This is a genomic window from Curtobacterium sp. MCBD17_030 (genome assembly GCF_003224255.1).
Lineage (GTDB): Bacteria > Actinomycetota > Actinomycetes > Actinomycetales > Microbacteriaceae > Curtobacterium.
On sequence record NZ_QKLI01000004.1, the window covers coordinates 20,891 to 46,047 of the forward strand.

General features: G+C 70.9%; 22 protein-coding genes. 8 read left to right on the top strand and 14 right to left on the bottom strand.

The features are described from left to right. Positions 1-85 precede the first annotated feature (85 nt). A complete protein-coding gene (locus DEI89_RS05425) occupies positions 86-421 on the bottom strand; it encodes a hypothetical protein (RefSeq protein ID WP_110903034.1) in 336 nt (111 codons plus the stop codon). Between DEI89_RS05425 and DEI89_RS05430 the strand changes: the two genes are divergently transcribed. Then, positions 420-962: a DUF6264 family protein gene (locus DEI89_RS05430; RefSeq protein ID WP_220033241.1), complete on the top strand. Its 543-nt coding sequence runs from the start codon at positions 420-422 to the stop codon at positions 960-962. The genes DEI89_RS05425 and DEI89_RS05430 overlap by 2 nt on opposite strands. Before the next feature lie 92 nt (positions 963-1,054). Continuing rightward, on the top strand, positions 1,055-1,495 hold the full coding sequence (locus DEI89_RS05435) for a hypothetical protein (protein WP_146236686.1): 441 nt from the start codon (positions 1,055-1,057) through the stop codon (positions 1,493-1,495). Positions 1,496-1,536: 41 nt separating this feature from the next. Here DEI89_RS05435 and DEI89_RS05440 read toward each other — a convergent pair whose 3' ends face one another. Then, positions 1,537-2,157, bottom strand: coding sequence for a hypothetical protein (locus tag DEI89_RS05440; protein ID WP_110903037.1), 621 nt, complete (start codon positions 2,155-2,157; stop codon positions 1,537-1,539). 201 nt (positions 2,158-2,358) lie between these two features. On the opposite strand from DEI89_RS05440, the gene DEI89_RS05445 reads away from it, so the two are divergent. Continuing rightward, positions 2,359-3,327, top strand: coding sequence for an ADP-ribosylglycohydrolase family protein (locus tag DEI89_RS05445; RefSeq protein ID WP_110903038.1), 969 nt, complete (start codon positions 2,359-2,361; stop codon positions 3,325-3,327). Between the two features lie 96 nt (positions 3,328-3,423). Here the strand turns inward: DEI89_RS05445 and DEI89_RS05450 are convergent, their stop codons facing one another. After that, positions 3,424-4,881 (bottom strand): APC family permease, encoded by a 1,458-nt coding sequence (locus DEI89_RS05450; protein WP_110903039.1) that lies wholly within the window; start codon positions 4,879-4,881, stop codon positions 3,424-3,426. A gap of 96 nt (positions 4,882-4,977) precedes the next feature. On the opposite strand from DEI89_RS05450, the gene DEI89_RS05455 reads away from it, so the two are divergent. Beyond that, a complete protein-coding gene (locus DEI89_RS05455) occupies positions 4,978-5,412 on the top strand; it encodes a DUF6892 domain-containing protein (RefSeq protein WP_110903040.1) in 435 nt (144 codons plus the stop codon). 110 nt (positions 5,413-5,522) lie between these two features. Here the strand turns inward: DEI89_RS05455 and DEI89_RS05460 are convergent, their stop codons facing one another. The 3 genes from DEI89_RS05460 to DEI89_RS05470 are packed head-to-tail and all read right to left on the bottom strand — an operon-like array spanning position 5,523 to position 8,230. After that, entirely contained in the window at positions 5,523-6,176 is a 654-nt protein-coding gene (locus tag DEI89_RS05460) for a uracil-DNA glycosylase (protein ID WP_258366239.1), read from the bottom strand. Between the two features lie 11 nt (positions 6,177-6,187). Further along, positions 6,188-7,387: a glycosyltransferase gene (locus tag DEI89_RS05465; protein WP_110903041.1), complete on the bottom strand. Its 1,200-nt coding sequence runs from the start codon at positions 7,385-7,387 to the stop codon at positions 6,188-6,190. A gap of 9 nt (positions 7,388-7,396) precedes the next feature. After that, the gene (locus DEI89_RS05470; RefSeq protein WP_181421511.1) at positions 7,397-8,230 is read right to left on the bottom strand and encodes a DUF429 domain-containing protein; all 834 of its coding nucleotides are present in this window, start codon (positions 8,228-8,230) and stop codon (positions 7,397-7,399) included. 67 nt (positions 8,231-8,297) lie between these two features. Between DEI89_RS05470 and ligD the strand changes: the two genes are divergently transcribed. After that, positions 8,298-9,317 (top strand): non-homologous end-joining DNA ligase, encoded by a 1,020-nt coding sequence (gene ligD, locus DEI89_RS05475; RefSeq protein ID WP_110903042.1) that lies wholly within the window; start codon positions 8,298-8,300, stop codon positions 9,315-9,317. A gap of 28 nt (positions 9,318-9,345) precedes the next feature. Here ligD and DEI89_RS17580 read toward each other — a convergent pair whose 3' ends face one another. From DEI89_RS17580 to DEI89_RS05480, 3 genes are all read right to left on the bottom strand, one after another. Then, entirely contained in the window at positions 9,346-9,495 is a 150-nt protein-coding gene (locus DEI89_RS17580) for a hypothetical protein (RefSeq protein WP_181421512.1), read from the bottom strand. Further along, a complete protein-coding gene (locus tag DEI89_RS17585) occupies positions 9,492-9,653 on the bottom strand; it encodes a hypothetical protein (RefSeq protein WP_166779260.1) in 162 nt (53 codons plus the stop codon). Before DEI89_RS17585 ends, DEI89_RS17580 begins: the two co-directional genes overlap by 4 nt. Before the next feature lie 152 nt (positions 9,654-9,805). Continuing rightward, positions 9,806-10,852 carry an ATP-dependent DNA ligase gene (locus tag DEI89_RS05480; RefSeq protein ID WP_110903043.1) on the bottom strand — a complete coding sequence of 349 codons (1,047 nt, stop codon included), beginning with the start codon at positions 10,850-10,852 and terminating at the stop codon, positions 9,806-9,808. A 93-nt stretch (positions 10,853-10,945) separates the two neighbouring features. On the opposite strand from DEI89_RS05480, the gene DEI89_RS05485 reads away from it, so the two are divergent. Further along, a complete protein-coding gene (locus DEI89_RS05485; RefSeq protein ID WP_110903044.1) occupies positions 10,946-11,965 on the top strand; it encodes an MBL fold metallo-hydrolase in 1,020 nt (339 codons plus the stop codon). A 22-nt stretch (positions 11,966-11,987) separates the two neighbouring features. Here the strand turns inward: DEI89_RS05485 and DEI89_RS05490 are convergent, their stop codons facing one another. The 5 genes from DEI89_RS05490 to DEI89_RS05515 all read right to left on the bottom strand — a co-directional run bounded on the left by DEI89_RS05490 (position 11,988) and on the right by DEI89_RS05515 (position 19,511). Further along, entirely contained in the window at positions 11,988-12,632 is a 645-nt protein-coding gene (locus DEI89_RS05490) for an FMN-dependent NADH-azoreductase (RefSeq protein WP_110903045.1), read from the bottom strand. Between the two features lie 123 nt (positions 12,633-12,755). After that, positions 12,756-14,498, bottom strand: a complete 1,743-nt coding sequence (locus DEI89_RS05495; RefSeq protein ID WP_181421513.1) for a hypothetical protein — start codon at positions 14,496-14,498, stop codon at positions 12,756-12,758. A 266-nt stretch (positions 14,499-14,764) separates the two neighbouring features. Then, positions 14,765-16,564: a putative Ig domain-containing protein gene (locus tag DEI89_RS05505; protein ID WP_110903047.1), complete on the bottom strand. Its 1,800-nt coding sequence runs from the start codon at positions 16,562-16,564 to the stop codon at positions 14,765-14,767. Between the two features lie 276 nt (positions 16,565-16,840). Beyond that, positions 16,841-18,442, bottom strand: a complete 1,602-nt coding sequence (locus DEI89_RS05510) for a hypothetical protein (RefSeq protein WP_110903048.1) — start codon at positions 18,440-18,442, stop codon at positions 16,841-16,843. Between the two features lie 166 nt (positions 18,443-18,608). Further along, positions 18,609-19,511, bottom strand: coding sequence for a LysR substrate-binding domain-containing protein (locus DEI89_RS05515; RefSeq protein ID WP_110903049.1), 903 nt, complete (start codon positions 19,509-19,511; stop codon positions 18,609-18,611). 82 nt (positions 19,512-19,593) lie between these two features. Between DEI89_RS05515 and DEI89_RS05520 the strand changes: the two genes are divergently transcribed. Further along, positions 19,594-23,070, top strand: coding sequence for a proline dehydrogenase family protein (locus tag DEI89_RS05520; protein WP_110903050.1), 3,477 nt, complete (start codon positions 19,594-19,596; stop codon positions 23,068-23,070). 74 nt (positions 23,071-23,144) lie between these two features. Further along, a complete protein-coding gene (locus DEI89_RS05525; protein ID WP_110903051.1) occupies positions 23,145-24,875 on the top strand; it encodes a DUF262 domain-containing protein in 1,731 nt (576 codons plus the stop codon). The last annotated feature ends 282 nt before the right edge of the window (positions 24,876-25,157 follow it).

Genomic DNA, 25,157 nt, shown 5'->3' on the forward strand with positions numbered 1-25,157 from the left:
CGGGACGGTACCGGTCGTTCCAGGCGCATCGAAACGGGCGGAGCACGGGCCTCCCGGTCGGCCGACCTGCCCGCGTGACGGACCGTCAGCGTTGCGCGTACGGCCACCAGAACGGCGGCGGGAGCGCCCCGCCGGTCAGGATGACCAGACCCTGGTAACCGAGCATGCCGACGCCGAGCAGGCCGAGGACGGCTGCGGCCCATGCCCACCGTCGGGCCCCACGGTGTCGGCGGCCGCGGCCGATGGTGACTGCTCGCCAAGCCGAGAGGAGTCCCAGACCGCCGAAGAGGAAGCCGATCGCGAGGTTCCGGCCGACGGCCTCGGCGGGCAGGATCAACCCCTGCAGGAACGCGAAGCCGCCCAGCAGCACGGCTGCGGTGGCGGGGGCGGCCGGGGGTTCGTGGTCGCGTGCGCGGGCCATGTCCCGACCGTACCGTCGAACGCGTGCGCTCAGGAGGAGGCACGATGGGGACCATGCGTTCCCTCCTCGGCGTCCTGGCCGGCACCGTCCCCGTCCTGGCCGGCACCGTGATCGGGGATCGGTCGTGACACGCGCGGGCGACGACGGGCGGTCCGGTTCGGGTCCTGCCGGCGGCCGGGAGGCCCGTCCCGGCCTGCGCGGTGGCCGTCGCGTCGCCGACGTGGTCGCGACCGTCGTCCTACTGCTGCTCGGTGCGGTCGCGACCGTCGTCGCGAGTCGCGGGATCCAGTTCATGGCGCTCTCGTTCGGGTCGTGCGACGCGCCCGGCAACCGGTGCGACGAAGGGCTCGGCGGCACGGTCGTGACGCTCGGCCCGGTGGTCGTCGCCCTGGTGTTCCTCGTCACCCTCGTGCTGTGCGTGCTCCGGCTGGTGCGCCGGCGCCTGACCTGGCCGGTGGCGCTCCTCGGGCTCGGGGTGCTCGTGGTGGTCTTCGTCGTGGCACGGCTGCTGGCCGGCGGGGCGGTCTCGATCGGGATCTGATCGGTCCTGCACATCCCTGGGCTTGGTGGTCGTTGTCCACAGCGAGGTGCTCCGGCCTCCGCGGGAGCAGGGTGGACGGCCAGGCTCGGGGCATGCCAGACACCGATGTGCTCGAGCGACTCGAGCGAACCGCAGTCCGTACCGACGACGACGTGGTCGACCTCGTCGTCGCGCTCCTCGAGACCCCTGTCCGACGACAGTGCTGGGTGCTGTTCCTCAGCGCCCGCGGCATCCCGGTGCAGCTCGTGCTGCCCGTCGCCGACCTGCCGTACCAACCCGACGACCAGGTCGAGGACTTCGGCGCCCTGGTCGAGGACGTCGTCCGACAGGTCGGCGCGGCGGAGGTCGTCCTCGCCTGGGAACGGCCGGGTGCCACGGGGTTGTTCCCGGTCGACTGGGAATGGGTCGACGCGATGGCCTGCACCCTCGACGAACACGATGTACGACTGCGCGGGCAGGTCGTGGTGCACGACGACGGGGCGTCCATGGTGGAGCTCGACGACGACAAGCCGGTCGCTTCGGCAGCGGCGTGAACGGCCCGGGCTCAGCCCCGTGCTCGTCAGCCCTGTGCCGGTCAGTTCTGGGGCGCCGCGTCCGGGACGGTCTCGCCGGTCAGGCCCTCGACCACGCGCTTCGCCGTCGGCCAGTACTTCGCGTAGTGGTCGGGGTCGGCGTTCACCTGCACCGCGTGCGCCATCTGCGTCGGCGTCATGGTCTTCCACCCGGGCACCTTGACGAGCTTCGCGTAGAACATCGACGCCGCGGTGTACGGGTCCATCCGCTGCTCGTACGTGCCCCAGGCGCCGTTGTCCCGCTGCTGGAAGATCCCGCGGCTGTCCGGACCGACGGCGTCGCCACGGTCCAGGTTCACGAGCCCGGACTCGCCGATCGCGGTCATCACGCCGACCGCCTGGGTGTGCGGGCCGATGCCCAGGTCACGAGCGGCCCGGATCACCTGCGCGGCGTTCACCAGACGGTCCTGGCAGAAGCCACCGACCGGCCCTGCCGGCACCACGACGCCACCGACGGTCTGCGCAGCCGCGGCCGGGCAGGTGAGCGCCCGGGGTGTCGCCGAGGACGACGCCAGCCCGCTCAACGAGTTCACCGCGACGACGATCAGGACGATGACCCCGATGACCGCGGCGACCACACCGACGCCGAAGACCGACGCGAGTGCGATGCCGGCACGGCGCATGGTGCGGTCCTTCGTCAGGTGGAGCGGGGTGGGGCGCCTCGGCGGGCCGGAGCGGTCCGCGCTGGAGCGGGGTTGGGGCCTCGGCGGGCTGGAGCGGGCCGGACCGGAGTCCGGTACGACGAGGCTAGGCGTTCCGACTGGACGACACACGTGCCGACATGCCCCCGGTTCGCGGCACTAGCGTGGAGCGCGGAGGGAACCATGGACACAGCGATGCAGGACCGGGCGCTCGGCGCCGTGTTGGCGAGTGCGTGCGGGGACGCCCTGGGGGCACCGTACGAGTTCGGCCCGGCACGGGCCGCCGACCGCCCCGTCGAGATGCGCGGCGGCGGCCCCTTCGGGTGGGAACCCGGGGAGTGGACCGACGACACCAGCATGGCGATCCCGGTGCTGGAAGCGGTCGCGAACGGCGCCCGGTGGAACGAACCCCGCACCCACGGGCGGCTGCTCGCGGCCTGGTCCGACTGGGCGCAGGACGCGCCGGACGTCGGTGCGCAGACCCGGGCGGTGCTCGGGCGGATGTCGGCCAACACCGAGGACGCCGCGAAGGCCGCCGCCCGCGCCGTGCACGAGCAGAACGGGCAGTCGGCGGGCAACGGGTCGCTGATGCGGACGACGCCGCTCGTGCTCGGGTTCCTCGGTGACGGCGCGAAGAAGCCCCTCGCCGTCGCCGCCCGACGGGTCAGCGACCTCACCCACCACGAGGACGACGCCGGGGACGCCTGCGTCCTCTGGACCGTGGCGATCCGGCACGCGATCCGCCGGGGCCGGCTCGACGTCCGACGCGGTGTGCCGATGCTGCCGCGGGAGCGCCGGACCCTGTGGCTCGACCGGATCGCCGAGGCCGAGTCCTCGACACCCGAGGACCACACCGCCCGCAACGGATGGGTCGTCGCGTCGCTGCAGGCCGCGGTCGCCGCGATCACCCTCGGCGACGGCGTCGTGGACACCCTCGAACGTGCGGTCCGCGGCGGCGGGGACACCGACACCGTCGCCGCGATCACCGGCGGACTGGCCGGGGCGCTCGCCGGGGCGTCGGCGCTGCCGGAGCAGTGGACGGTCCTGGTGCACGGGTGGCCGGGCAAGCGACTCGACTGGATGCGTGCGCTCGCCGTCCGTGCCGTCGAGCGCACGCCCGGTCCCCTCGGGATGCCGGCCCGCCGGAGCTGACGTCCGGTAGCCAGAGAGGCCCGGCACCCGTGCGGGTGCCGGGCCTCCTGCGTCGCCACGGTGGAGCGGGTCAGCGGCCGGTGTCAGTGGCCGGTGTCAGCGATCGTGGTCCTCCCGGGCGTTCCGCTGCACGGCAGTCGGTTCCGTCACGACTCCGGTCGGCGCCTTCTCGGCGGTCTTCCGACCGTGGGTGAACCACGTCACGAGCCAGAGCACGATGCCGAGCGCCAGCAGCGCACCGGCGATCTGGTACTGCTCCCACGCGCGGCCGGACGAGAACGGCAGTACGAGCCACAGGCAGGCGACGATGCCGATCACCGGGATCACGACCCCGGCCTTGAAGTGCCGGTGGCCGACCCGGTCGCGGCGGAGCACCAGCACCGAGGTGTTCACCACCGCGAACACCGCGAGCAGCAGCAGCGAGGTCGTCCCGCCGAGGATCACCACGATCGGTGACTCCGGGTCGAGCGACACCCAGCCGATCAGGGCCAGCGAGATCAGGGTCGTGAAGACGATCGCGTTCGACGGGGTGCGGCGCGCGGGGGAGACCCGGCCGAGGAAGCCCGGCAGCACGCCCTGCTTGCTCATGCCGTACAGCAGCCGGGACGCCATCATCATGTTGATCAGCGCGGTGTTGGCGACGGCGAACATCGAGATGAACGGCAGGACGGCACCGATCGGGAAGTCCGGCGCGGCGGTCTGCACGACGGTGACCAGCGGCGTCTCGTTGCCGGCCAGCTCACCGATCGGCACGACGGCCACGGCGCAGATCGACACCAGGACGTAGATCACGGCGGTGATGCCGAGGCCCGTCAGCATGACGCGGGGGAAGATCCGCGACGGGTCCTTGGTCTCCTCGGCCATGTTCACCGAGTCCTCGAAACCGACCATCGCGAAGAACGCCAGGGACGTCGCGGTCGAGATGCTCAGCAGCAGGCTCTTGTCCTCGGGCGTCTCGAACATCACCACGCGGGAGAAGTCCGCGTTGCCACCGGCGATCGCGGTGAAACCGACCAGGATCACGAGCACCAGACCCGAGAGCTCGACGAGGGTCAGCACCACGTTCGTCTTCACGCTCTCGCTGACGCCACGGAAGTTCACCGCCATCACGGCGAGCATGAAGCCCATCGCGATGAGCATCACGACGGTGTTCGGCAGCTCCAGGCCGAACCCGACGCCCAGGTTCGCGGCGAACGCCCGGGACGCCGTCGACGCCGAGGTGATGCCGGAACACATCACGATGAACGTCACGATGAACGTGACGAAGTGGACGCCGAACGCCTTGTGCACGTAGAGCGCCGCACCCGCCGTCTGCGGGTACTTCGTCACGAGCTCGAGGTACGAGAACGCCGTGAGCAGCGCCACCGAGAACGCGATGAGGAACGGCAGCCACGCGGCCCCGCCGACCTCGGCCGCGACCTGCCCGGTGAGGGCGTACACGCCGGTGCCGAGGATGTCCCCGACGATGAACAGGAGCAGGAGTTTCGGACCGATCACACGGCGGAGCTCGGTCTGCTGCCCCGGGTCGCGCTCGGTCTTCGTCGTGGTCGCCATGCATCACCCTGTTCCTGCTGAACCGTTCCTGTCCAGTCCCACAGCAAAATCGGTCGGGGCGGACAGGGCCAGCGGCCGGTCGATACGCTGCCCTGCATGGACGAGGCGTCGACGACCACCGAAGAACCGATCGAGTTCGCGGACTTCAACGCGAAGCTGCTCGTCCTCGACGTGCTCTGCTACGACCTGGACGTCATCGAGCCCTACGACGGGGACGACGACGACGAGGACGCGGTGGTGGACGACGAGGACGTGGACGGCCAGGACGACCGGGCCCGTGAGTACTACGACGACCTCGACCTGCTGCCGTCGCAGCTCGACCTGGTCACCGAACTGACGGTGGACTCGGACCTCGAGATCCTGCAGGACCTGCACCCGGGCTGGGACGGCTCCGACGACCGCTACGACCCGCAGAACTGGGACGACCTCGTCGACCTGCCGTCGCTCAAGGTCGTCTACGCGGCGGCTCCGCTGCCGGCGCACGTGTCGGACGCGCTCGCCGCGAAGGGCGTCGAGGTCCGGTCGGCCTGACCGGCACGGCAACCGGCACCGACCGGCACGGCAACCGGCACTGAGCGGCACGGCAACCGCCACTGACCGGCACGGCAACCGGCACTGACCGGCACGGGCAACCGTCTGCGTCAGCGCAGTGCCGCCAACTGCTGTGTGAACTGCGTCGCACCGCCCTGTGCCGGGTGCCGGACCGCGATCGCGTCGATGCCGGCGCTCGCGAGTGCTCCCTGTGCCTTCCGTCCGACCGCGACGAACCGCCGGGCGCCCACCGCCTCGGCCAGCGCGAGCGCGACCGGGGCACCGTCGCGGACCTCGGCCGGACGCGGCGTCCGGTTCGTCAGCCGGTCCGGGGCGACGAACGGGTGGTGCGGGAACACCGCCCAGAGCACCGGCAGGGGGCCGTGCCAGCCGCGCAGCGCAGCGTGCACGACCCGGGAGGACGCCTCCCACGGGGCCGTCGGCTCGGGCGGCAGCGCGAAGGGCACGTCGGCGAACAGCCCGTCGGGGTCCTGCAACTCCCGCATGCTCGTGAACGGGATGCCGGTGTTCGTCATGCCGCGCCAGCCGGGTGCCTCGGCGACCAGGATCGTTTCGGCCGCGGGTCCGAAGCGCTGCAGGTAGCGGTCGAGGTTCGCCCGCCGCAGCGCACCGGCCGCGCGCGAGCCCGGATCGGAACCGCCCGCGACGAACAGCGCCTCGGCATCGGCAGCGGTCGGCACACCGTCGAGGGCGTCCCAGAACGCGGTGAGGTCGAGCGCGGGGTCGAGCACCGGGTCCGACACGAGCAGCTCCGTCAGCGCCCGAGGACCCGCAGGTAGACCTGCTCGAGTCCGGCCGCCGACCGCTCCCAGCTGAGACGTTCGGCGTGCTCCCGCCCGGCCGAGGCCAGGGCAGCGGCGTACTCCGGCTCGGTCAGGATGCGCTGGATCTGCGACGCCCAGACCGCGGGGTCGCGGGACTCGAGGACCACCCCGGTCTCGCCGTCGACCACGGCTTCGCGGAGGCCTCCGGCGGCGGCGGCCACGACGGGCACCCCGGATGCCGAGCCCTCGAGCGCCACCAGGCCGTACGTCTCGGAGTGCGACGGCACCAGCACGGCCGCTGCTCCGCGGAACAGGAACGCCAGGTCGGCACGCGATTGGGGTCCGATGAAGGTGACGCGGTCGGCGATGCCCCGCGACTCGGCGAGCCGACGCAGTTCGCTCACGTGGTCGCCCGCTTCGCTCGAGGCGTCCCCGGCGATGACGAGGGTGGGGCGGGCCTCCTGGTCGATCCCGGCGATGGCCTCGATCGCCAGGTCGAGGCCCTTGAGTGGCTGCACGCGGGCCGCGGCGACCACGTAGGGGGCGGTCGCTCGGCGTGCGCCGACGCTGGCCGGTCGGAACACCGATCCGTCGACCCCCGGCGGCACGATCCAGACTCGCGCGGGGTCGCCACCGAGTCGGGCGCGGACCGTGTGGGCCTCGGCTTCGCTGACGACGACCACGGCGTCGGACTCGCGCGCGAGGCGTTCTTCGCCGGCCATCCGACCAGCGGACTCCGGGCGCTCACCCTCGGAGAGCGGTGTCGCGCTGTCAGCGGCGATCGAGTGGAACGACTGGACGTGCGGGACGCCGCGGTCGCGGGCGACGGGCAGGGCCGCGGCGCCGGAGAACCAGTGGTGCGAGTGCAGGACGTCGAACGGCCCGAGCGCTGTCAGGCCCCGGCGGAACGGTTCGATGAAGGCGTCGTGCTCGCCCTTGGGGACCGGCTCGGCGGGACCGGCCGACAGGAACCGCAGGCACACGCCGGGCACGAGGGCGACGGATTCCGGCTGCGTCGGCGCCGAGCGGCGGGTGATGATGTCGACCTGGTGACCGCGGTCTGCCAGGGCTTCGGCCTGGTGCCGGACCACGACGTTCATGCCGCCGACCTCACCGGACCCGGGTTCGTCGCCGGGGGAGGTGTGCAACGAGACCAGCCCGATGCGCAACGGTTCGGTCGTGGTGCTCACCGGCCCAGCCTAGCGAGCGGGACGCTGCGACCGGCGCGCGGGGGCGACGAGGGCCGGCAACCGGCCCTGCGCGTCGAGCGGGTCGGACGGGAGGCCCGGATCGCCACCCAGCACCTGCACCCGTTCGTCACCATGTCGCTCCCAGAAGGACGCCGTCCAGGCGCAGAGGACGCCGTCGAGCAGGTCCTCGCGGTGCTTGTGCGTCGGCCCGTGCAGCACGGACGGGTCGCGGAGGTCGCGGGTGAGCGGGTGCGCGTCGAGGTCGAGCGGCGGGTCGAACGCCGTGGTGCGCATGCGTCGGACGAGTTCGTCGAACGCCTCCGCTCGGCGCTGCCGTGCGACGGTCGGGGGTACGGACGTGTCGAGCCGCTTGTAGCGGGGCCGTTCGTCGTCGTAGCCGAACTCCTCCACCCCGACCAGCGTCGTGTACGGGTAGCACTCGAACACCGCCGGGGCGGTCCGGGCGTGCATGGCAGCGGTGTCGCTGACGTACGTCACGCCCAGGGCAGTCAGCCGGTCGAGCAGCCGCGCCCCGGCGCTCGCGGCCGAGGCCAGGTTGGTCGGGTTCGCGGCGACCTTCCACCGGCCGTACCGCTGCCCGACCTGGCGTTCGGACGCACGGATGCCCGTCGGGTTCGTGACGACGAGCGACGCGTCGACCGCGATCAGGGTCCGGGGGCCGAGCCGTCCGGCGATCCAGGCGGTGACGTCGTCGACGCCTCGGGCCCAACCGGCGTCCGTCACCCGGCCGTCCCCGTCGAGCGCGGCCAGACCGGTCTCGTTCGGAGCACGTCGTTCGGTGCCGAGACCCCAGGCCAGGTCCACCCCGAGGTACGCGGTCACCGGTCCATCCTGCCGGGTCCGGTCCCGGTCCGTCCCGTGCTCCCGCCGTCGGAGTAGGTTCCGCTGCATGGCGACACCGGCGACGACGCTCACCGTGCCCGGACCCGACGGCGAGCGGGAGGTCCGGATCTCCAGTCCGTCCCGCGTGCTGTGGCCGGACCTCGGCATCACCAAGCTCGATCTGGCCCGGTACCTGGTGGCCGTGGGGGACGGCTTCGTCCGTGCCAACGGCGACCGACCGATCTCACTGCAGCGGTTCCCGGACGGCGTCGACGGCGAGCAGTTCTTCTCGAAGAACCCGCCGAAGGGCGCTCCCGAGTACGTGCGGGCGGTGCCGGTCACCTACCCGAGCGCTCGGAGCCACCCGCAGCTCGTGATCGACGAACCGGCCGTCGCGGTGTGGGCAGCGCAGATGAACACCGTCGTGTTCCACCCCTGGGCCTCCCGAGCGGAGGACAGCGACCACCCGGACCAGCTCCGCATCGACCTGGACCCGCAGCCGGGCACCGACTTCCACGACGCCGTCCCCGCCGCCCACGAGCTGCGGAAGGTCCTGGCCGAGGTCGGACTGGAGGCATGGGTGAAGACCAGCGGCAACCGTGGACTGCACGTCTTCGCCCCGATCGAACCCGCGTACGAGTTCCTGGACGTCCGACACGCGGTGATCGCCGCCGCCCGCGAACTCGAACGGCGGATGCCCGAGCAGGTCACGACCGCCTGGTGGAAGGAGGAGCGCGGCTCGCGGATCTTCGTCGACTTCAACCAGGCGAACCGCGACCGGACGATGGCCGGCGCCTACAGCCCGCGGGCGCTGCCGAACGCGGCGGTGTCGACGCCGCTGGCCTGGGACGAACTCGATGACGCCGACCCCGCGGCGTTCACGATCCTGACCGTGCCCACGAGGCTCGACACGACCGGGGACCCGTGGGAGTCGATGTCGGCCGAGCCCCGGAGCATCGACCCACTGCTCGAGTGGTGGCGGCGTGACCTGGAGGACGGGCTCGGCGAACTGCCGTTCCCGCCCGACTTCCCGAAGATGCCGGGCGAGCCGCCGCGCGTGCAGCCGTCGCGGGCCAAGAAGGCCTGAGCGCACCCGCTCGTCCGGGGGACCCCGCTCAGATGAGCGAGGAGGAGTCCTCGCGGCGCAGTTCGTCGTCATCGACGCGGGAGGTCTGCAGCGGCAACCCGACCGTCGCCGTGTGCAGGCGGCTCAGGCGGGACCAGGTCCGGCGGTTGCCCTGCGTGACGCCGTCGAGGACGATCATGCGCCCAGGCCGATCGTGACGAAGGCGAGCGCGGCGGCGGTGACGCCCGCGATCCCGCTGATGATCGCGCTGGTCTGCAGGGCACGCTGGTGACGTGCTTCGCGGACCTCGCTGAGAGGGTTGCGCTGTGCTCGGCGAACGAGGATCTCGTTGCTCATGTCCACTCCGATCCATGATCTCGAGGGGGTGGAGAACCACCGTTTCCCTGATGTCTCGAATGCTTCCACACAATCACTAGTTCGGCTAACTACTGATGACGAGCGAGCGCCAAATGGACAACTCCGCCCCCGCTTGCGGGGGGCGGGGAGTGTCAGCTCAGGACGTCGTCGAGGTCGTACGCCGCCGGCACCTCGAGCTGGTCGAACCCGCACGAGCGAGCCTGCCGATCGGGCCGCCACCGGGCGAACTGCACCGTGTGCCGGAAGCGGTCACCCTCCATCTGGTCGTACCGGACCTCGAGCACCCGTTCCGGCACGAGCCGGACGAACGACGTGTCGCGACCCGACGAGAACCGTGACCGTTCGCCGTCACCGGTGACGGGCCTCCCGTCCGCGTCCCGCTCGACGAGCGGTTCGAGTTCGTCCACCAGTTCTCGCCGACGCTTGTCGGAGAACGCCGAGGCGCCGCCGACCATCCGCAGTTCACCGTCCTCGTCGTACAGCCCGAGCAGCAGCGAGCCGACGCCCGTCCCGCTCTTGTGCACCCGGTAGCCGACCGCGACGACGTCGGCCTCGCGGTGGTGCTTGACCTTGAGCATGCTGCGCTTGTTCGGCTCGTACGGACGCTGCCGCGGCTTCGCGACGACCCCGTCCAGGCCGGCGCCCTCGAACGACGTGAGCCACCGACGGGCCGTCTCGACGTCGAGCGTGGTCCGGGTCACGAAGAGGGGATCGGTCAGGTCGGCGCCGAGGGACTCGAGGGCCGCCCGCCGGTCGTCGAACGGGCGGGAGGTCAGGTCCTCCCCGTCCACGTGCAGCAGGTCGAACGCCACGAACTGCGCCGGCGTCTCGACCGAGAGCTTCGCGATGCGTGAAGCCGCCGGGTGGATCCGTTGGGACAGCGCTTCCCAGTCGAGCTTCTCGTGCCCGGGCTCCCCGGAACGCACGATCACCTCGCCGTCCAGGACGACCGGGCCCGGGCGGCCGCCGAACTGCTCGCGGAACGCCTCGACCAGTTCGGGGAAGTAGCGGGTGAGCGGCTTCGCCCCGCGACTGCCGATCTCGACGTCGTCGCCGTCGATCGTCACGATGCCGCGGAAGCCGTCCCACTTCGGCTCGTACCGCAGGCCGCCGGTGACGCTGTCCGGGTCCGGGACGGCGGCGACGGCCTTGGCGAGCATGGGCGCGATGGTCTCCATTCCGCTTGTCTACGCGCTCGTCGCCGACGACGGCCTGGAGGCACGGTGCGCGGCCGCCCCGCCCACTCGGCCCGTGCTCACTACGCTGGTCGCGTGTCGAACCCGTCGCCCGTCAGCCCCGTGCAGGCCGCGGCGCTCGCCGCACGTGAGATGCCACCCGTCGAGGAGGTCCGCCCCGGCATCTGGACGCTCGCGGTCCCGTTCCGCGGTGGTGTGCCCGACGCCACGCTGGTCTACGTCGTCGCCGGGGACGACGGGGCGCTCGCGGTGATCGACCCCGGCTGGAGCGACGGCGGCGAACTCGATGTCCTGACCGAGGGCCTCCGAACGATCGGACGCGGGGTGGAGGACGTCACCCTGATCGCGGTCACCCACCTGCACGCCGACCACCTCGGGGCGGCCGCTGCGCTCCGTCGCCGTTCAGGAGCCCCGATCGCGATGCACGCGGCCGAGGTCCGCGCCCTCGAGCACGCCCGTGCCGATGCCGAGCAGAACGAGCGGGACGCCCGGACCTGGGGTGTCCCCGACGACCGGCTGGACGGTGTCCTGGCGGTGTGGGGCTCCGGTCGGCAACTCGGGCAGGGGACCGTCGAGGCGCCGTTCGCCGACCTGCTGCTCGAGGACGGCGACCGACTGCCGATCCCGGGCCGGGACCTCCGTGTGCTGTGGACCCCGGGCCACACCGGTGGCCACGTCTGCTTCGTCGACGAGCGGGACGGCCTGCTGTTCACGGGCGACCACGTCCTGCCGCGGATCAACTCCGGCATCGGCCTGGGTGGGCGGACCGACTCGAACCCGCTGCGGGACTCGCTGGACTCCTTGGCCGCCCTCGAGCCGTACGCCGGGCTCGAGGTCTGCCCGGGCCACGAGTACCGGTTCCACGACGTGGTCGCCCGAGCTCGGGTGCTGGCCGCGCACCGCGACGAGCGGACCCGCCACGTCGCCGACGCGCTGGACACCCTGGACCGCCCGACGGTGTTCGAGGTGGCGTCACGCGTGCCGTTCAGCGGCGGCATCGAGTCCATGTCCGGCTACCTGCTCGCGAGCGCCCTGAGCCAGACGGTGTTCCACGCCGACCTGCTCGGACGCTCCGGGGAGATCCGGCGAGTCTGAGCACCCGTCGGCTGCTCGGGAGTCAGCCGAGCGTCGTCGCCAGGCGTTCCATGACCACCGTTGCATCCGCGAACTCGGCAGCGGCGTGGTCGGCCAACGGTGCGAGTCCGGGTAGCCGGTCGGCGAGGGTCGCACTGACCACGACCGGGTGCACCTTCATGCCGAGCGCCGTGCCGAGGATGATGTCGAGCACCGGCGAAGCATGGTCCCAGTGCTCCGTCGGCGTCCCCGCGTCGTAGGTGCCACCGCGACTGACGACGGTCACGACAGGACGGCCGGCGAGGGGCTGCGGCGTGCCGTCCGGGCCGGGGACGAGCACGCCCGGGATGTGCACGCGGTCGAGCCAGGCCTTGAGGCTGGACGGCACCGTGTAGTTGTACAGCGGTGAACCCATCACCACGACGTCGGCGGCCAGCAGTTCGTCGATGACGTCCTGGCGCAGCTGCTCGGCTGCGTCGGGCACGGACTCCTCTGCCGTGCGGTCAGCTGCAGCCCAGTGCAGCGCCGACGTCTCGAGGTGCGGCAGCGGGTCCACGTGCAGGTCGCGGCGGACGACCGTGTACTCCGGGCCGCGGGCTCGCCATGCATCCGCGAAGGCAGCGGTCAGGGCGCGGGAGCGGGAGTGGGACAGGTCGGCGGAGGAATCGATGTGCAGCAGGCTCGGCATGGCTCCAACGCTAGCCGCGCCGTCCGGTCCGGGAGATGCGCGTCACCGACCTGTGGACGACGGAACGGCCCCGTCGATCCGTGGAGGGATCGACGGGGCCGCGGGAGGAGCCTCCCGTCCGGATCAGCGCTGGGCGCGTCGGCGGACAGTCCGGAGGCCCACCAGTGCCGCACCGGCGGCGAGCATGCCGAGCGCCCAGGGCAGGGAGTCTGTCGCGTCGGAGCCGGTGTAGGCCAGGCGGCCATGCGCGTGCGCGTGCGCGGCGGTGCGGGCCGGGACGGTGCCGATCGGCGCGGCTGCCACCGGGGGCGTGACCACCGGGGGAGTCGAGACCGGGGCGGTCGCGGTGGGGAGGACGCGGACCGGGAACGCCGTCGAGAACGCGTCGCCCGTTGCGGTCAGGGTGTGCGTCGAGGCTTCGGTGAAGGTGACGTCCGTGAAGTTCCCAAAGCCGCCGAACAACGGGTCGGCGGCGATGACGTCAGAGGCGACGTTCGAGGTGAATGCCACCGGTGCCGGCATCGCGTCCTCGTCGGTCACCTCGTTGCCGAACTCGTCGACGAGGCCACCGCTGGTGATCAGCATCCCGCCCTGCTGGACCGTCGGAGTTCCGCCGGGAGTCTCGACGTCGGAGAAGTCGCCCCCCTCCTCGTCGACGGAGTACGTCGTGTCGACGGTCGTGATCGCACCGCGGCGGTCGATGATCCAGCTGCGGACCTTGCCGTCACGCGGTGCTGCGTCACGCTTGGATGCGTCGGCGGCCTTCATGGCAGAGGAACTGAACTGCACACCGACACCGAAGTCGCTGCCCGAACCGGCCTCGAGGAAGTCCGTGAACTGCTGACGATCCGCTGCGAAGACCTCCACACCCACGGGTGCGCCGGCGACGACGGACAGTTCGACGTACTGCGTCGTGGATCCAGCGGCGTTGGTCGCGGTGACCGCGAAGTCGATGTACGGGTTCGCCTCGTCCGTGGTGACGGAGAGGAGACCGGTCTCCGCGTTGAAGTCGACGCCCTCGGGCAGCTGCGACGCGGGCGTGTACTCGGGGTCACCGGAGTCGCCTTCGTCGTCGCCGTAGTACCAGGCGAGCGCGAGCTTCGGTGCCGGGCTACCGGCGGCGCGGAAGGTGTAGGAGAACGCCTCGCCAGCGGTCGCCTGGAGGGGCAGGCTGTCCTCGTCTGCGACGGTGCCGCCGACGACGGGCTTGCCTGCGGCGTCCACGAACACCGGGAGCTCGGTCACGGCTGCGGTCGTCGCGGTCGCGGTCTCGTCCGTGTGCCCGGGGAGCGTGTTCCGCACAGTGACGGACACGATCTTCCCTGCATCCTCGGCAGTGACCGAGTACGCCGGACCCTGCGCCTTGGTGACGCCGTCCACGGTCCAGCGGTAGCTCAGGTTGTTGTCCTCGGTGAACCCGGCGGGGTCGGCTTCGAGCCGTTGTCCGACCTGAGCCTTGCCAACGATGGTCACGGTCGGCGTTGCGCTGGCAGTCGGAGCGGCGACTGGGGCTGCAGCCGTGGGCGCAGTGGTCGTCGGCGTGGTGCCGGTGGGCGCACCACCGGCGGTCGGGGCCGGCGTCGCCGTGGGTGCGGGGCGCGTCGGGTCCGTGACCGTCGGAGCGGTCGGAGCGGTGCCGGTGGGCGTGCCGGCGGCGGTCCCCGCGTCGGCCGGGAGGCCCGGAGCCGTCGGCGTGGTCGTGTCGCCACCCGGGACTGCCGGCCCGGTCGCGGTGGTGCCGGCCGGTGCGTCAGCGGCGTAGGCGGTGGCAGCGGTCATGACGCCGAAACCGGTCGTCAGGCCGATCAGAGCAGTTGCGGTGCCGACGGCGCAAGCGCGTCGGACGAAGGCGGTGCTGCGGTGCACGGGTTCCCCCAGGGTCCATGTCCGGTCAGATGCCGGAACGTATGAATCAGCCGAGAATCCCCGACGTGGTCGGATCGTATTGGTAATGGGTGAACCGATCGGGTCCGGATACCCGAATGTGACCCGAGTTGGGGGGAGTGTGCGGTTTCCCGCAAGGCGCTCGGCGCACACGGAGTTCGGCGCACACCGAGCTCGGCGCACACGGAACGCGGCGCACACGGACGAGGGGCGCGTCCGGATCGGACACGCCCCTCGTCGTTCGTAGCTCAGGCTCGACGACGCCGTGCGCGCAGTGTGAGCAGCGCCACACCGGACGCGAGCAGGCCGAGGCCCCAGGCGATCGGACCCGTCGTGTCGGCGCCGGTGAAGGCGAGGCTGCCGGTGGTGCCGCTGCCGGTGGTGCCGGCGGACGGGACGACGGTGACGGGGAACGTGGTCGAGACACCCTGGCTCGTGACGGTCAACGTGTGGGTCGACGCGTGCGGGAACGTGACGTCCGCGTTCCACCCGGCCCGCTCGACCACGTCCGAAGCGACGTCACTCGTCACGGTGTCGGGCGTCCTGCCGTCCCAGTCGCCGTCCAGCGGGACCGTGATGTTGCCGAAGGCGTCGACCGGCGCCGCTGCGATCCGCAGCGTGCCGCCCTGGGGGACGGTCGGGCGGCCACCGGTCGTCCGCTCGATGTCGTGCTGCGGTCCGTTCGGGAACCAGGTGGTCTCCACCGAGCCGTCGGGCTGGATCGTCCAGGTGCGCTGCTCCCGCAGGTCCCCGGGGCGGGTCACCGTCACGAGGGCACCGACCGCCGGAGCGGGGGCCGTGCGGAGCTCGACGTACTGCGTGGCGGTCTGTCCGCCGGAGGTCGCGACGACGGCGAACGAGTAGTGGGCCGCCTGCGTGTCCGTGCCGCTGAGGACACCGGTGGTCGGGTCGAGCGTGATGCCGGCGGGGAACGAGGCGCCGATGTCCGAGGCCGGGAACGGCTGCCCGTCCGGCCGCACGATCGAGTAGCGCACCGGCTCGTCCACGGGCCCTCCGGAGGCCTGGAACGTGTGCGAGAACGCCTTGCCGGCCTGCGCGAGGAGCTGGACGGCGTGGTCCTCGGTCGTGCCGCCGGTGAAGGACAGCCCGCCGTCGTCCTCCGCCGGGGCGACGGACAGCAGGATCCGCTCCGACAGCCCACCGCCCGGGTGGTACGGCGTCGTGACGTGGACCCAGATCTGGTCGCGGAGCGGCGTCGAGGATTCGAGGGTCCCGGAGAGCACCCCGTCCTCCGAGAGGGTCACGCCAGCGGGCAGCACGCTCGGGTCCGCGGTGCCGCTGATGGAGCCGTTCACGAAGAAGGACAGGTCGGGGTTGTCGGCGGGAGCGAGGTCGACGGAGAAGGGCTCACCGCTGGTCACCGGGACGACGCGCTGGCCGTAGATGAACTGCCGGTCGGAGTCCTCGACGACGACCGTGCTGCTCGGTGCACTGGTGACCGACGTCGGCGTCATGCCGGGAGCCGTGCCGGTGACGGTGACCGTGAAGGTGCCGTCAGCCTGCTCCGGGTCCACGACGTAGGTCCGCTGGGTGCCCTGGTCGCGGTTCGCGAGGACCGGGTGGTGGAAGTCCCACCGGTACGTGAAGGTCGTGCCCGCCGGCCAGCCGGCCGTGTCCGCGGAGATGGTCTGCCAGGCGCGGGTCGTGCCGGCGATCGCGACCGTGCCGGCAGGGGTCGCCGTCGGGGCGTCCGCGCTCGGCGTGGGCGTCGCCGCAGCGGGGGCGACGGTGGCCGGGACAGCAGCCTCCGGGAGCGTCGGCGCTGCGGGCGTGGCCGTCGGGGCCGGCGGGGTCGTCGCGGCCGGGGTGCCCGCAGCAGCGCTTGCCGTGTCCGCAGCCGAGTCGGCGGTCGGGCCGTCGGCCGGTGCGTCGACGCTGGTGGACGTCCCGACGGCAGCGTTCGGTGCGAGCTCGTCGGCCGAGGCGCTGACCGCCCCGATGCCGAACGCTGAGGACGCCGCGACGATGGCGACGGCGGAGCCGATGGCCGCGATCCGGTGGATCGGCGGCAGGCAGTTCTTGTGCATTGGGTTCCCCCCTGGGATGACGTGTGGCCGGGCTTCCCGATGGCGTGCCCGTAGCCAGATCGTAGGGTCATCAGAGGCCGCAGAACCGGTCGACATGGTCACGAACACGTCACGGAAAAAGTGCCGAGAAACCCGTCATGATCGGGGATTTCCCGACATGGTGCCCTCAGGATCGCGCCGCTCGGTCGGATGGGGCTGGCTCCGGTGTTCCGACGGGTGCCCCGGGGCGCACTGGAGGGGCGTGCCCGGCTCGGACACGCCCCTCCAGCTGCTCGTTCAGGCTCGACGTCGACGCACCCGTGCCACGAGGAGCGCCGCTCCGGCCGCCAGCAGACCGAGGGCCCAGGCGATCGGCCCGGTCTCGTCGGCACCCGTGAAGGCGAGGTGGCCGGACGGCGCCGAGCCACTGCTGGGGCTGCCCGTTCCGGACGCGGTGCCACCGGCGGCCGCGGGGGTCGTCGGGGTGGCAGTCGTTGCCGTCGCAGCCACGCGGACCGTGAAGCTGATCGTCCGGCCGTCGGGGGCGGTCCCCGTGAGCGTCCGGACGCCGGGCGAGGAGAACGTGACCGCCGTGCCCGGGTCGTACTTGCCGAGCGTGTCACCGGCGACCGAGGAAGCCCACTCGTCGTCGATGACCGGGATCGGCTGGCGGTTGCCGTAGCGGTCGACCAAGCCGGTGTTCACGGTGATGGTCGAGCCCACCGTCGACGTGATGGGCGTGGACGCCGGCGCCTGGTCGTCCGAGAGCGCGTCGAGGTACTCCGTCGTCCCGTCGGCCGACACCGTCCAGGAGCGGGAGTGCGGCGGGTCGTAGTCCGTCACGAAGGCTCGCAGTTGCGTGTCCGCCGCCAGGCCCACCGTCAGCTGCACGTGCTGCCCGGGCGCTCCCGCGGGTTCCTGGGAGGTCCGGGCCAGGACCCAGAAGTCGACGACCTGTGCCGTCGTGGTGGATCCGGAGAGCACGCCGTCGCTGGACAGTGTCAGCCCCGCGGGGAGGGCTGCGGCGTCGATCGGACCGTCGGCCGACGAGCTCACGCCGTACCGGAGGCTTCCCTGGTCGCCGGTCAGTGCCTGGATCGGCACCGAGATCGTCTCGCCGGCACGAGCCGTGAGCTCGCGGACACCTGCGCCGGTGAACGTCGTCTCGTCGTTGAAGTCCGCGTGGACCGGGGCGCTGGTGACGGTCGTCGGGTCCTCGCCCGGTGCGGTGCCGGTGACCGCGACGGTCAGGTCGCTCGTCGCGTCCGGGTGGCCGAGCACGTAGGTGTCGCTCGTGGCGCCGGCGATGACGCGCGTCCCGACGACCGGCCCCGACAGGGTCCACTGGTAGGTGAAGGTCGTGCCGGCAGGCCAGCCGTCGGTCACGGCGCGGAGCGTGTGCCAGGTCGTGGTCGTCCCGGTGATCGCGACGGTGCCGGCTGCGGTCGCGGACGGGGCGGCGGCTGCGGTCGGCGTCACGGCCACTGGCGTGACGGCCACCGGCGTGACGGTCGTGGTCGTCGCTGGTGCGCGAGGGACGGTCGGTGCCGCCGGTGCAGCCGGTGCAGTCGGTGTCGTTGTCGGTGCGGGCGTGGCTGCCGGAGTGGGTACACCGTGATCGCGGCCGGTCTCTCCCGGCGCAGCGTCGGCACCCGAGGTCGAGCCGACCGCCGGATCGGTCGGACCGGTCGCTGGCGCGCCGACCCCGGTGGTCGCGCCGACCCCGGTGGACGCGTCGGCGCCCGTGGACGTCGCGACACTCGTGTCCGGCACCGACTCGTCAGCGGAGGCGCTGCTGACGCTGACGCCGATGCCGAACGCTGAGGACGCCGCGACGATAGCGACGGCGGAGCCGATGGCCGCGATCCGGTGGATCGGCGGCAGGCAGGTCTTGTGCATTGGGTTCCCCCCTGGGATGACGTGCGAGCGGGCCGCCCAGTGGCTGGCCCGTGGCCAGAGCGTACGGCGCGAAAGTGTCGCGGAACCGTCCGGGATGGTCACGAAACCGTCACGGAAAAAGTGCTGGGAAACCCGTCATGATCGGGGATTTCCCGACATGGTGCCCTCAGGATCGGGGAGCGCCGGCCGCCCGCTCGAGCGCCGTCCGGAACGCCGACACCGCCGGGGACTCGGCGCTCGCGATGCGCTGCGCCGTGAAGAGCGTCCGGCGCCCCGGTTCCGGCAGCTCGAGCAGTCGGCAGCTCGTCGACCGACCGGCCCAGACCAGGTCCGGCATCAGCGCCACCGCGTTGCCGGACTCGATGAGCCGGATCTGCGCCTGCAGGTCGGCGGTCTCGTACCGGACGTCGGGTTCGAAGCCGGCACGTCGGCAGGTCTGCTCGGCGAAGTGCCGGGAGGCTGCACCACGTGGTTCCATCACCCACGGCAGCGTCGCGGCCTCCTCGAGCGAGGCCACCGGCCAGAGCGCCGTCGCCACCGGCGGCAGCGCCAACCGCACCGGGTCCGTCGTCAGGTCGCGCCGGTCGAGCCCCGGGAACCGCGGTGCCGCGTGCGCCGGGTACTGCTCGGCGATCACCATGTCGAAGTCCCGGGCCCAGGTCTCGTTGAGCGCCGTCTCCGGTTCGCGCTGCACCATCTCGACCCGGACGTCGGGGTGCTCGAGCGCCATCGTGCGGAGCGCGGACGGCATCAGCGCGAGCGCGGCCGACTGGAACACCGCGACCCGGATGCGCCCCTGCACGCTCGTCAACGTCGACTCGACCGAGGCCTGCGCACGCTCCAGGGTGTCGAGCACCTCGCCCGCTGCCGCGACCAGCACCTCGGCCTGCGGCGTGAGTTGCAGGCGTCTCCCGGCACGGCGGAGCAGCTGGACGCCGGCCTCGCGCTCGAGCACGGCGAGCTGCTGCGACACCGCCGACGGGGTGAAGTTCATCGCCTCGGCGACGGCTGCGACCGTGCCCCGGATCGACAGCTCACGGAGGAGCACCAGGCGGCGGACGTCGAGCATGTCGAAAGCGTAGCTGAGCTGAACGGAATGCATCAGGAACGGTTGCTTCCGCTACCGAAAGAGCGCCCGTCACACTGTCCCCATGACCGACGTCCAGCCGCGCTCCGACGCTGCCGCCCCGACCGTCCACGACGACCTCGCCGACGCGTCCGTCGCGCTCGTCCGACAGTGGCTCGCCGAGGCCGAGACGTACCCCGTCGACGGCTCCGCGAAGCAGCTCGCCGGCGTCCTCGCCGACCCGAAGGGCCTCGCCTTCGCCGTCGGGTTCGTGGACGGCGTCGTCCGCCCCGAGGACCTCGCCGTCGCGGCCCGCAAGCTCCGCGCCATCGCGCCGGACGCACCCGGGTTCCTGCCCGCCGCGCTCCGCGGACTGGTGCGCCTCGGTGGCGGACTGGCACCGAGCCTCCCGACCGTCGTCGTGCCGATCGCCCGACGGGTGCTGCGGAACATGGTCGGCCACCTCATCGTCGACGCGACCGACGCGAAGCTCGGCCCCGCGATCGCGGGGATCAAGCAGGACGGCGTCCGCCTCAACGTGAACCTGCTCGGCGAAGCCGTGCTCGGCGAACGCGAAGCCGCCAGGCGTCTCGCCGGCACCCACGCGCTCCTCAGCCGTGACGACGTCGACTACGTCTCGATCAAGGTCTCCTCGACGGTCCACCCGCACTCGCCGTGGGCGTTCGACCACGCCGTCGACGACATCGTCGAGCAGCTCCGCCCGCTGTTCGAGCGGGCCGCAGCGGCATCGCCGAAGAAGTTCATCAACCTCGACATGGAGGAGTACAAGGACCTCGACCTCACCATCGCGGTCTTCACGAAGCTCCTCGACGAGCCGCAGTTCGCCGACCTCGAAGCGGGGATCGTGCTGCAGGCCTACCTGCCCGACGCGCTCGCCGCGATGGAGCACCTGCAGGAGTGGTCGGCCGCCCGCCGGGCACGCGGCGGTGCCGACATCAAGGTCCGGCTCGTCAAGGGCGCGAACCTGCCGATGGAGCAGGTCGAGGCGTCCGTGCACGGCTGGCCGCTCGCCACCTGGCACACCAAGCAGGACTCGGACACGAACTACAAGCGCGTCCTCGACTGGGCGCTGACGCCGGAGCGGATCGCGAACGTCCGGGTCGGCGTCGCCGGGCACAACCTGTTCGACGTCGCGCACGCCTGGCTCCTGGCCGGCGAGCGTGGCGTTCGCGACGGCATCGAGTTCGAGATGCTGCTCGGCATGGCCCAGGGGCAGGCCGCCGCGGTGAAGAAGACCGTCGGCTCGCTCCTGCTCTACACGCCGGTCGTGCACCCGGGGGAGTTCGACGTCGCGATCGCCTACCTGATCCGCCGTCTCGAAGAGGGCGCGTCGCAGGACAACTTCATGTCCGCGGTGTTCTCGCTCGCGTCCTCCCCGACGCTCTTCGCCCGCGAGGAAGCCCGCTTCCGTGACTCGCTGGCACCGCTCGCCCTGCCCGGCGGGCTCGACGCGCCGGCGCCGCACCGTGTCGCGGACCGGTACGCCGCCGTCGACCGCCCGGCGCCCGGCCACTTCGAGAACACGCCCGACAGCGACCCGTCCGTCGGATCGGTCCGCGAGTGGGGCGCCGGCATCACCGCCCGCATCGCCTCGTCGACGCTCGGGGTCTCGGCCGTCCGGGAGGCCCGGATCACCTCCGCCACGACCCTCGAGTCCGCCCTGCGGCGCGTCCGTGCCGCCGGCACCACCTGGGGCACCTGGTCCGGCGCAGCCCGCGGTGCCGTCCTGCACGCCGTCGGTGACGCCCTGGAGGCGAACCGCGCCGCCCTCATCGAGGTGATGGCGTCGGAGACCGGCAAGACCATCGACCAGGCCGACCCGGAGGTGTCCGAGGCGATCGACTTCGCGCACTTCTACGGCGAACTCGCGGCGTCCCTCGACTCCGTCGACGGCGCGTCGTTCACCCCGTCTGCGCTGACGCTCGTCACCCCGCCGTGGAACTTCCCCGTGGCGATCCCGGCCGGGTCGACGCTGGCTGCGCTGGCAGCCGGGTCTGCGGTCGTCCTGAAGCCGGCACCGCCGGCCGCCCGCAGCGGTGCCGTGCTGGCGTCGGTGATCGAGACCGCCCTCGACGCGCACGGCGCCCCCGCCGACGTGCTGGCGTTCCTCGACGTCGAAGAGTCCTCGCTCGGGAAGGACCTCATCGCGTCGCCGCTCGTCGACCGGGTGATCCTGACGGGTGCGTACGAGACCGCCGAGCTGTTCCGGTCGTTCCGTCAGGACCTGCCGCTGCTCGCCGAGACCTCGGGGAAGAACGCCGTCATCGTCACGCCCTCGGCGGACCTCGACCTGGCCGTCAAGGACGTCGTCGCCTCGGCCTTCGGACACGCGGGTCAGAAGTGCTCGGCCGCGTCGCTCGTCGTCATGGTCGGGTCGGTCGCCAAGTCCAAGCGCTTCCGCAACCAGCTGCTCGACGCGGTGTCGTCGCTGACCGTCGGGTACCCGAGCGACCCGACGACGCAGATGGGGCCGATCATCGAACCCGCGTCCGGCAAGCTGCTCGACGGTCTCACGACGCTCGGCGCGGGGGAGTCGTGGGCGGTCGAGCCGAAGCAGCTCGATGACTCTGGCAAGCTCTGGAGCCCGGGTGTCCGCCAGGGCGTCCGGCGGGGCTCGGACTACCACCGCACCGAGTACTTCGGCCCGATCCTCGGGGTCATGACCGCCGAGACCCTCGACGAGGCGATCGACATCGTCAACGAGGTCGACTACGGCCTGACCTCCGGCCTGCACTCGCTCGACCCGGGCGAGATCGGCACGTGGCTCCGTCGCATCCAGGCGGGCAACCTCTACGTCAACCGGAGCATCACCGGCGCCATCGTCCGCCGCCAGCCGTTCGGCGGGTGGAAGAAGTCGGCGGTCGGCGCGGGCACGAAGGCCGGCGGCGTGAACTACCTGGTCGGCCTCGGCTCGTGGGAGCCCGCCGTCGCCCGCGCTGGCTCGACGCCGTCGTCGGACGTGTCGGCCTTCGTCCGGGCGACGGGTGTGGCGTCCGAGTCCGTCGACCGTGCGATCGCGTCCGACGAACTCGCGTGGACCTCGGAATTCGGGACCGCAGCCGACGTGTCCGCACTCTCCGCCGAGCGCAACGTCTTCCGGTACCTGCCGTTCCCGGGCGTCCACGTCCGCCTGGCCTCGCCTGCCGAGGGTGAGTCGGACGTCGACGGCCTCGTACGGGTCGTCGCCGCGGCGCTCCGTGCGGGCACCTCCGTCCAGGTCTCCACGGCCGCCGCGCTCCCGGAAGCGGTGGCCACCGCGCTCCGCGGGCTCCCGCTCGTCGAGTCCGTGCGGCAGACCGAGTCGGACGAGACGTTCGCCGCCCGGATCGCTGCCGGCCCGTCCACGCGTGTCCGACTCATCGCCGGGGACGCCGCTGCGCTCGCCGTCGGAACGAACGGCCGACCGGACCTCGCCGTGTACGCCGAGCCGGTGACCGAGGCCGGACGCATCGAGATGCTGCCGTTCCTCCGCGAGCAGGCGGTGTCCATCACGGCCCACCGCTTCGGCACGCCGAGTGCCCTAACCGTTGATCTGATCTGAGTGATCACGCCGACGTGCAGAGGGTCGTGGTTCCTCTCCTAAGATGAGGACACTGTCGACCGCGAGGGGGACCTTTGTCCGAGAAGTTTTTGGCGTACGAAGCCGTTGGAATCGCTAAACTGATACGCACTCGATCACTCGCCGTACCGTTTTATCAGCGGTCGTATTCGTGGCAGTCTTCGGCCGATGGTGGGGCGAGCGAACAAGGTAGCGAGAAGCTCCAGGTGGTCGAGTACTGGTCGGACTTGCAGGCCAGCTTCACCAATCGTGACTCCTATTTCCTTGGTACGACAGTCCTGGCTCGCGATGGCGAGGAAGGGCGGCAGCTTGTCATTGACGGCCAGCAGCGACTTGCCACCACTTCGCTTCTGATCGCTGCTATTCGGGATGAGTTTTACGAGCGTGACGAAAAAGAATTTGGCGATTCCACGCAGCAGGACTTCCTAGGGAAGTTCGATAGAAGAGCGCGTGCGGATCGCCCCAAGCTCATCTTGAACTCCGACGACCGAGACTATTATGAGCGCCGTATAGTACAGCGCGATGCTTCGGTCAAATCAGTAAACTCAAGTCAAGCATTGATCGAATTGGCATTTGCCTACCTTCGAGAGCGGGTAAATGGTTTCGCTGAGCAGGCCGGTACTGGGTGGCGCGACCGCTTAAATGATCTGATCGGCTGGCTTGAGGAGGATGTCCAGGTAGTTGCGATCGAGGTTGCTTCAGAGGCCGACGCGTTCCTCATTTTTGAGACCTTGAATGACAGAGGCGCAGATCTGACAATTGCTGACCTTCTGAAGAATTTTCTCTTCAGTCAGTCAGGAGCGCGGCTGGATGAGGTACGAGATAACTGGATCTCGACCCTAACGAACCTGAATATCGAAAAGGTGGGCAATCAGCGATTTACTGATTTCGCTCGACACCTTTTGAGCTCGCGCGTTGGGCCGACGCGAGAACGAGACGTCTATCAGCGGATCAAAGGTGAAGTTGACGGAACTGCCTCCGCTGTCAGCTTCTCGCAGGATCTGAAGGACAGCTCGCGGCTTTATTTTGCTATCCTATCGTCCGATAGTGAATACTGGGGTGATTACGCTGCATCCGTTTCTGGTGCGGCAGAGGTGCTAGTTGAGCTCAACCTCGAGCAGTACCGCCCGCTCATGCTCGCTGTGCTGACAAAGTTCGAAAAAGCCGAAATCGAACGTTTTGTGCCGACGCTCGTCTCGTGGGTAGTCCGCGGGCTAGCTGTTGGTTCGCTTGGTGCTGGCGTTGCTGAGTCGGCTTTCAGTGAGGCTGCGAGGGACATTCGAAGCGGGAAGATCACTGAGACGGCTGGCATCCTGCAGACTCGAGTGGGCAATCTCGTTCCGATTGATTCCGAGTTCAAGTCGGCGTTTGCCGGGTGGCGCGTGATGCGCGGTTCTCTGGCTCGGTATATCCTGCGTGCTCTTGAGTTGAACGAGCGCGGTGATTCCGAGCCGGAGCTGGTAGTCAACGAAGACGTCGATGCAGTGAACCTCGAACACATCCTGCCGAAGAACGCGAGAGAAGCCGACTGGCCTCAATTCACTGAGGATGAGCAACGTTCTTATGTTCACCGTCTCGGGAATATGGCGCTTCTGCAGAAGGGCCCCAACGGTCGCATCGGCAACAAGTCCTGGAGCGTAAAGAAGCCAGTCCTGTCCGATTCGAAGCTCGTTATAACCAAAGCTGCGAGCGAGAAGGCTGACTGGACAAAGAGCGTGATTGACGATCGGCAGGCCGAGCTTGCGGAGCTCGCCGTTCAGACCTGGCCCCGTATGCCTCGCAGCTGAGGTCCCCGGCGCACGATGCACCGTTCGGCACGCCGAACCACCTGTCCGACGACCTCATCTGACGACTACTGTCGCCGACGGCAGCGCGGGTAGCCGATCGACGCCGGCCTCGGAGCGCTCCGGGGTCGGTGTCGCTACAACGGGTGCATGTGTGAGTCAGCGCAGTGCCCGGTGTGCGGGAAGTCCACCTGGACCGGGTGTGGCGAGCACGTGCGTGAGGTCCTCCGGGGCGTCCGCCGTCGTGACCGCTGCACCGGTCACGGATTGCCGCGGTACCTCCTC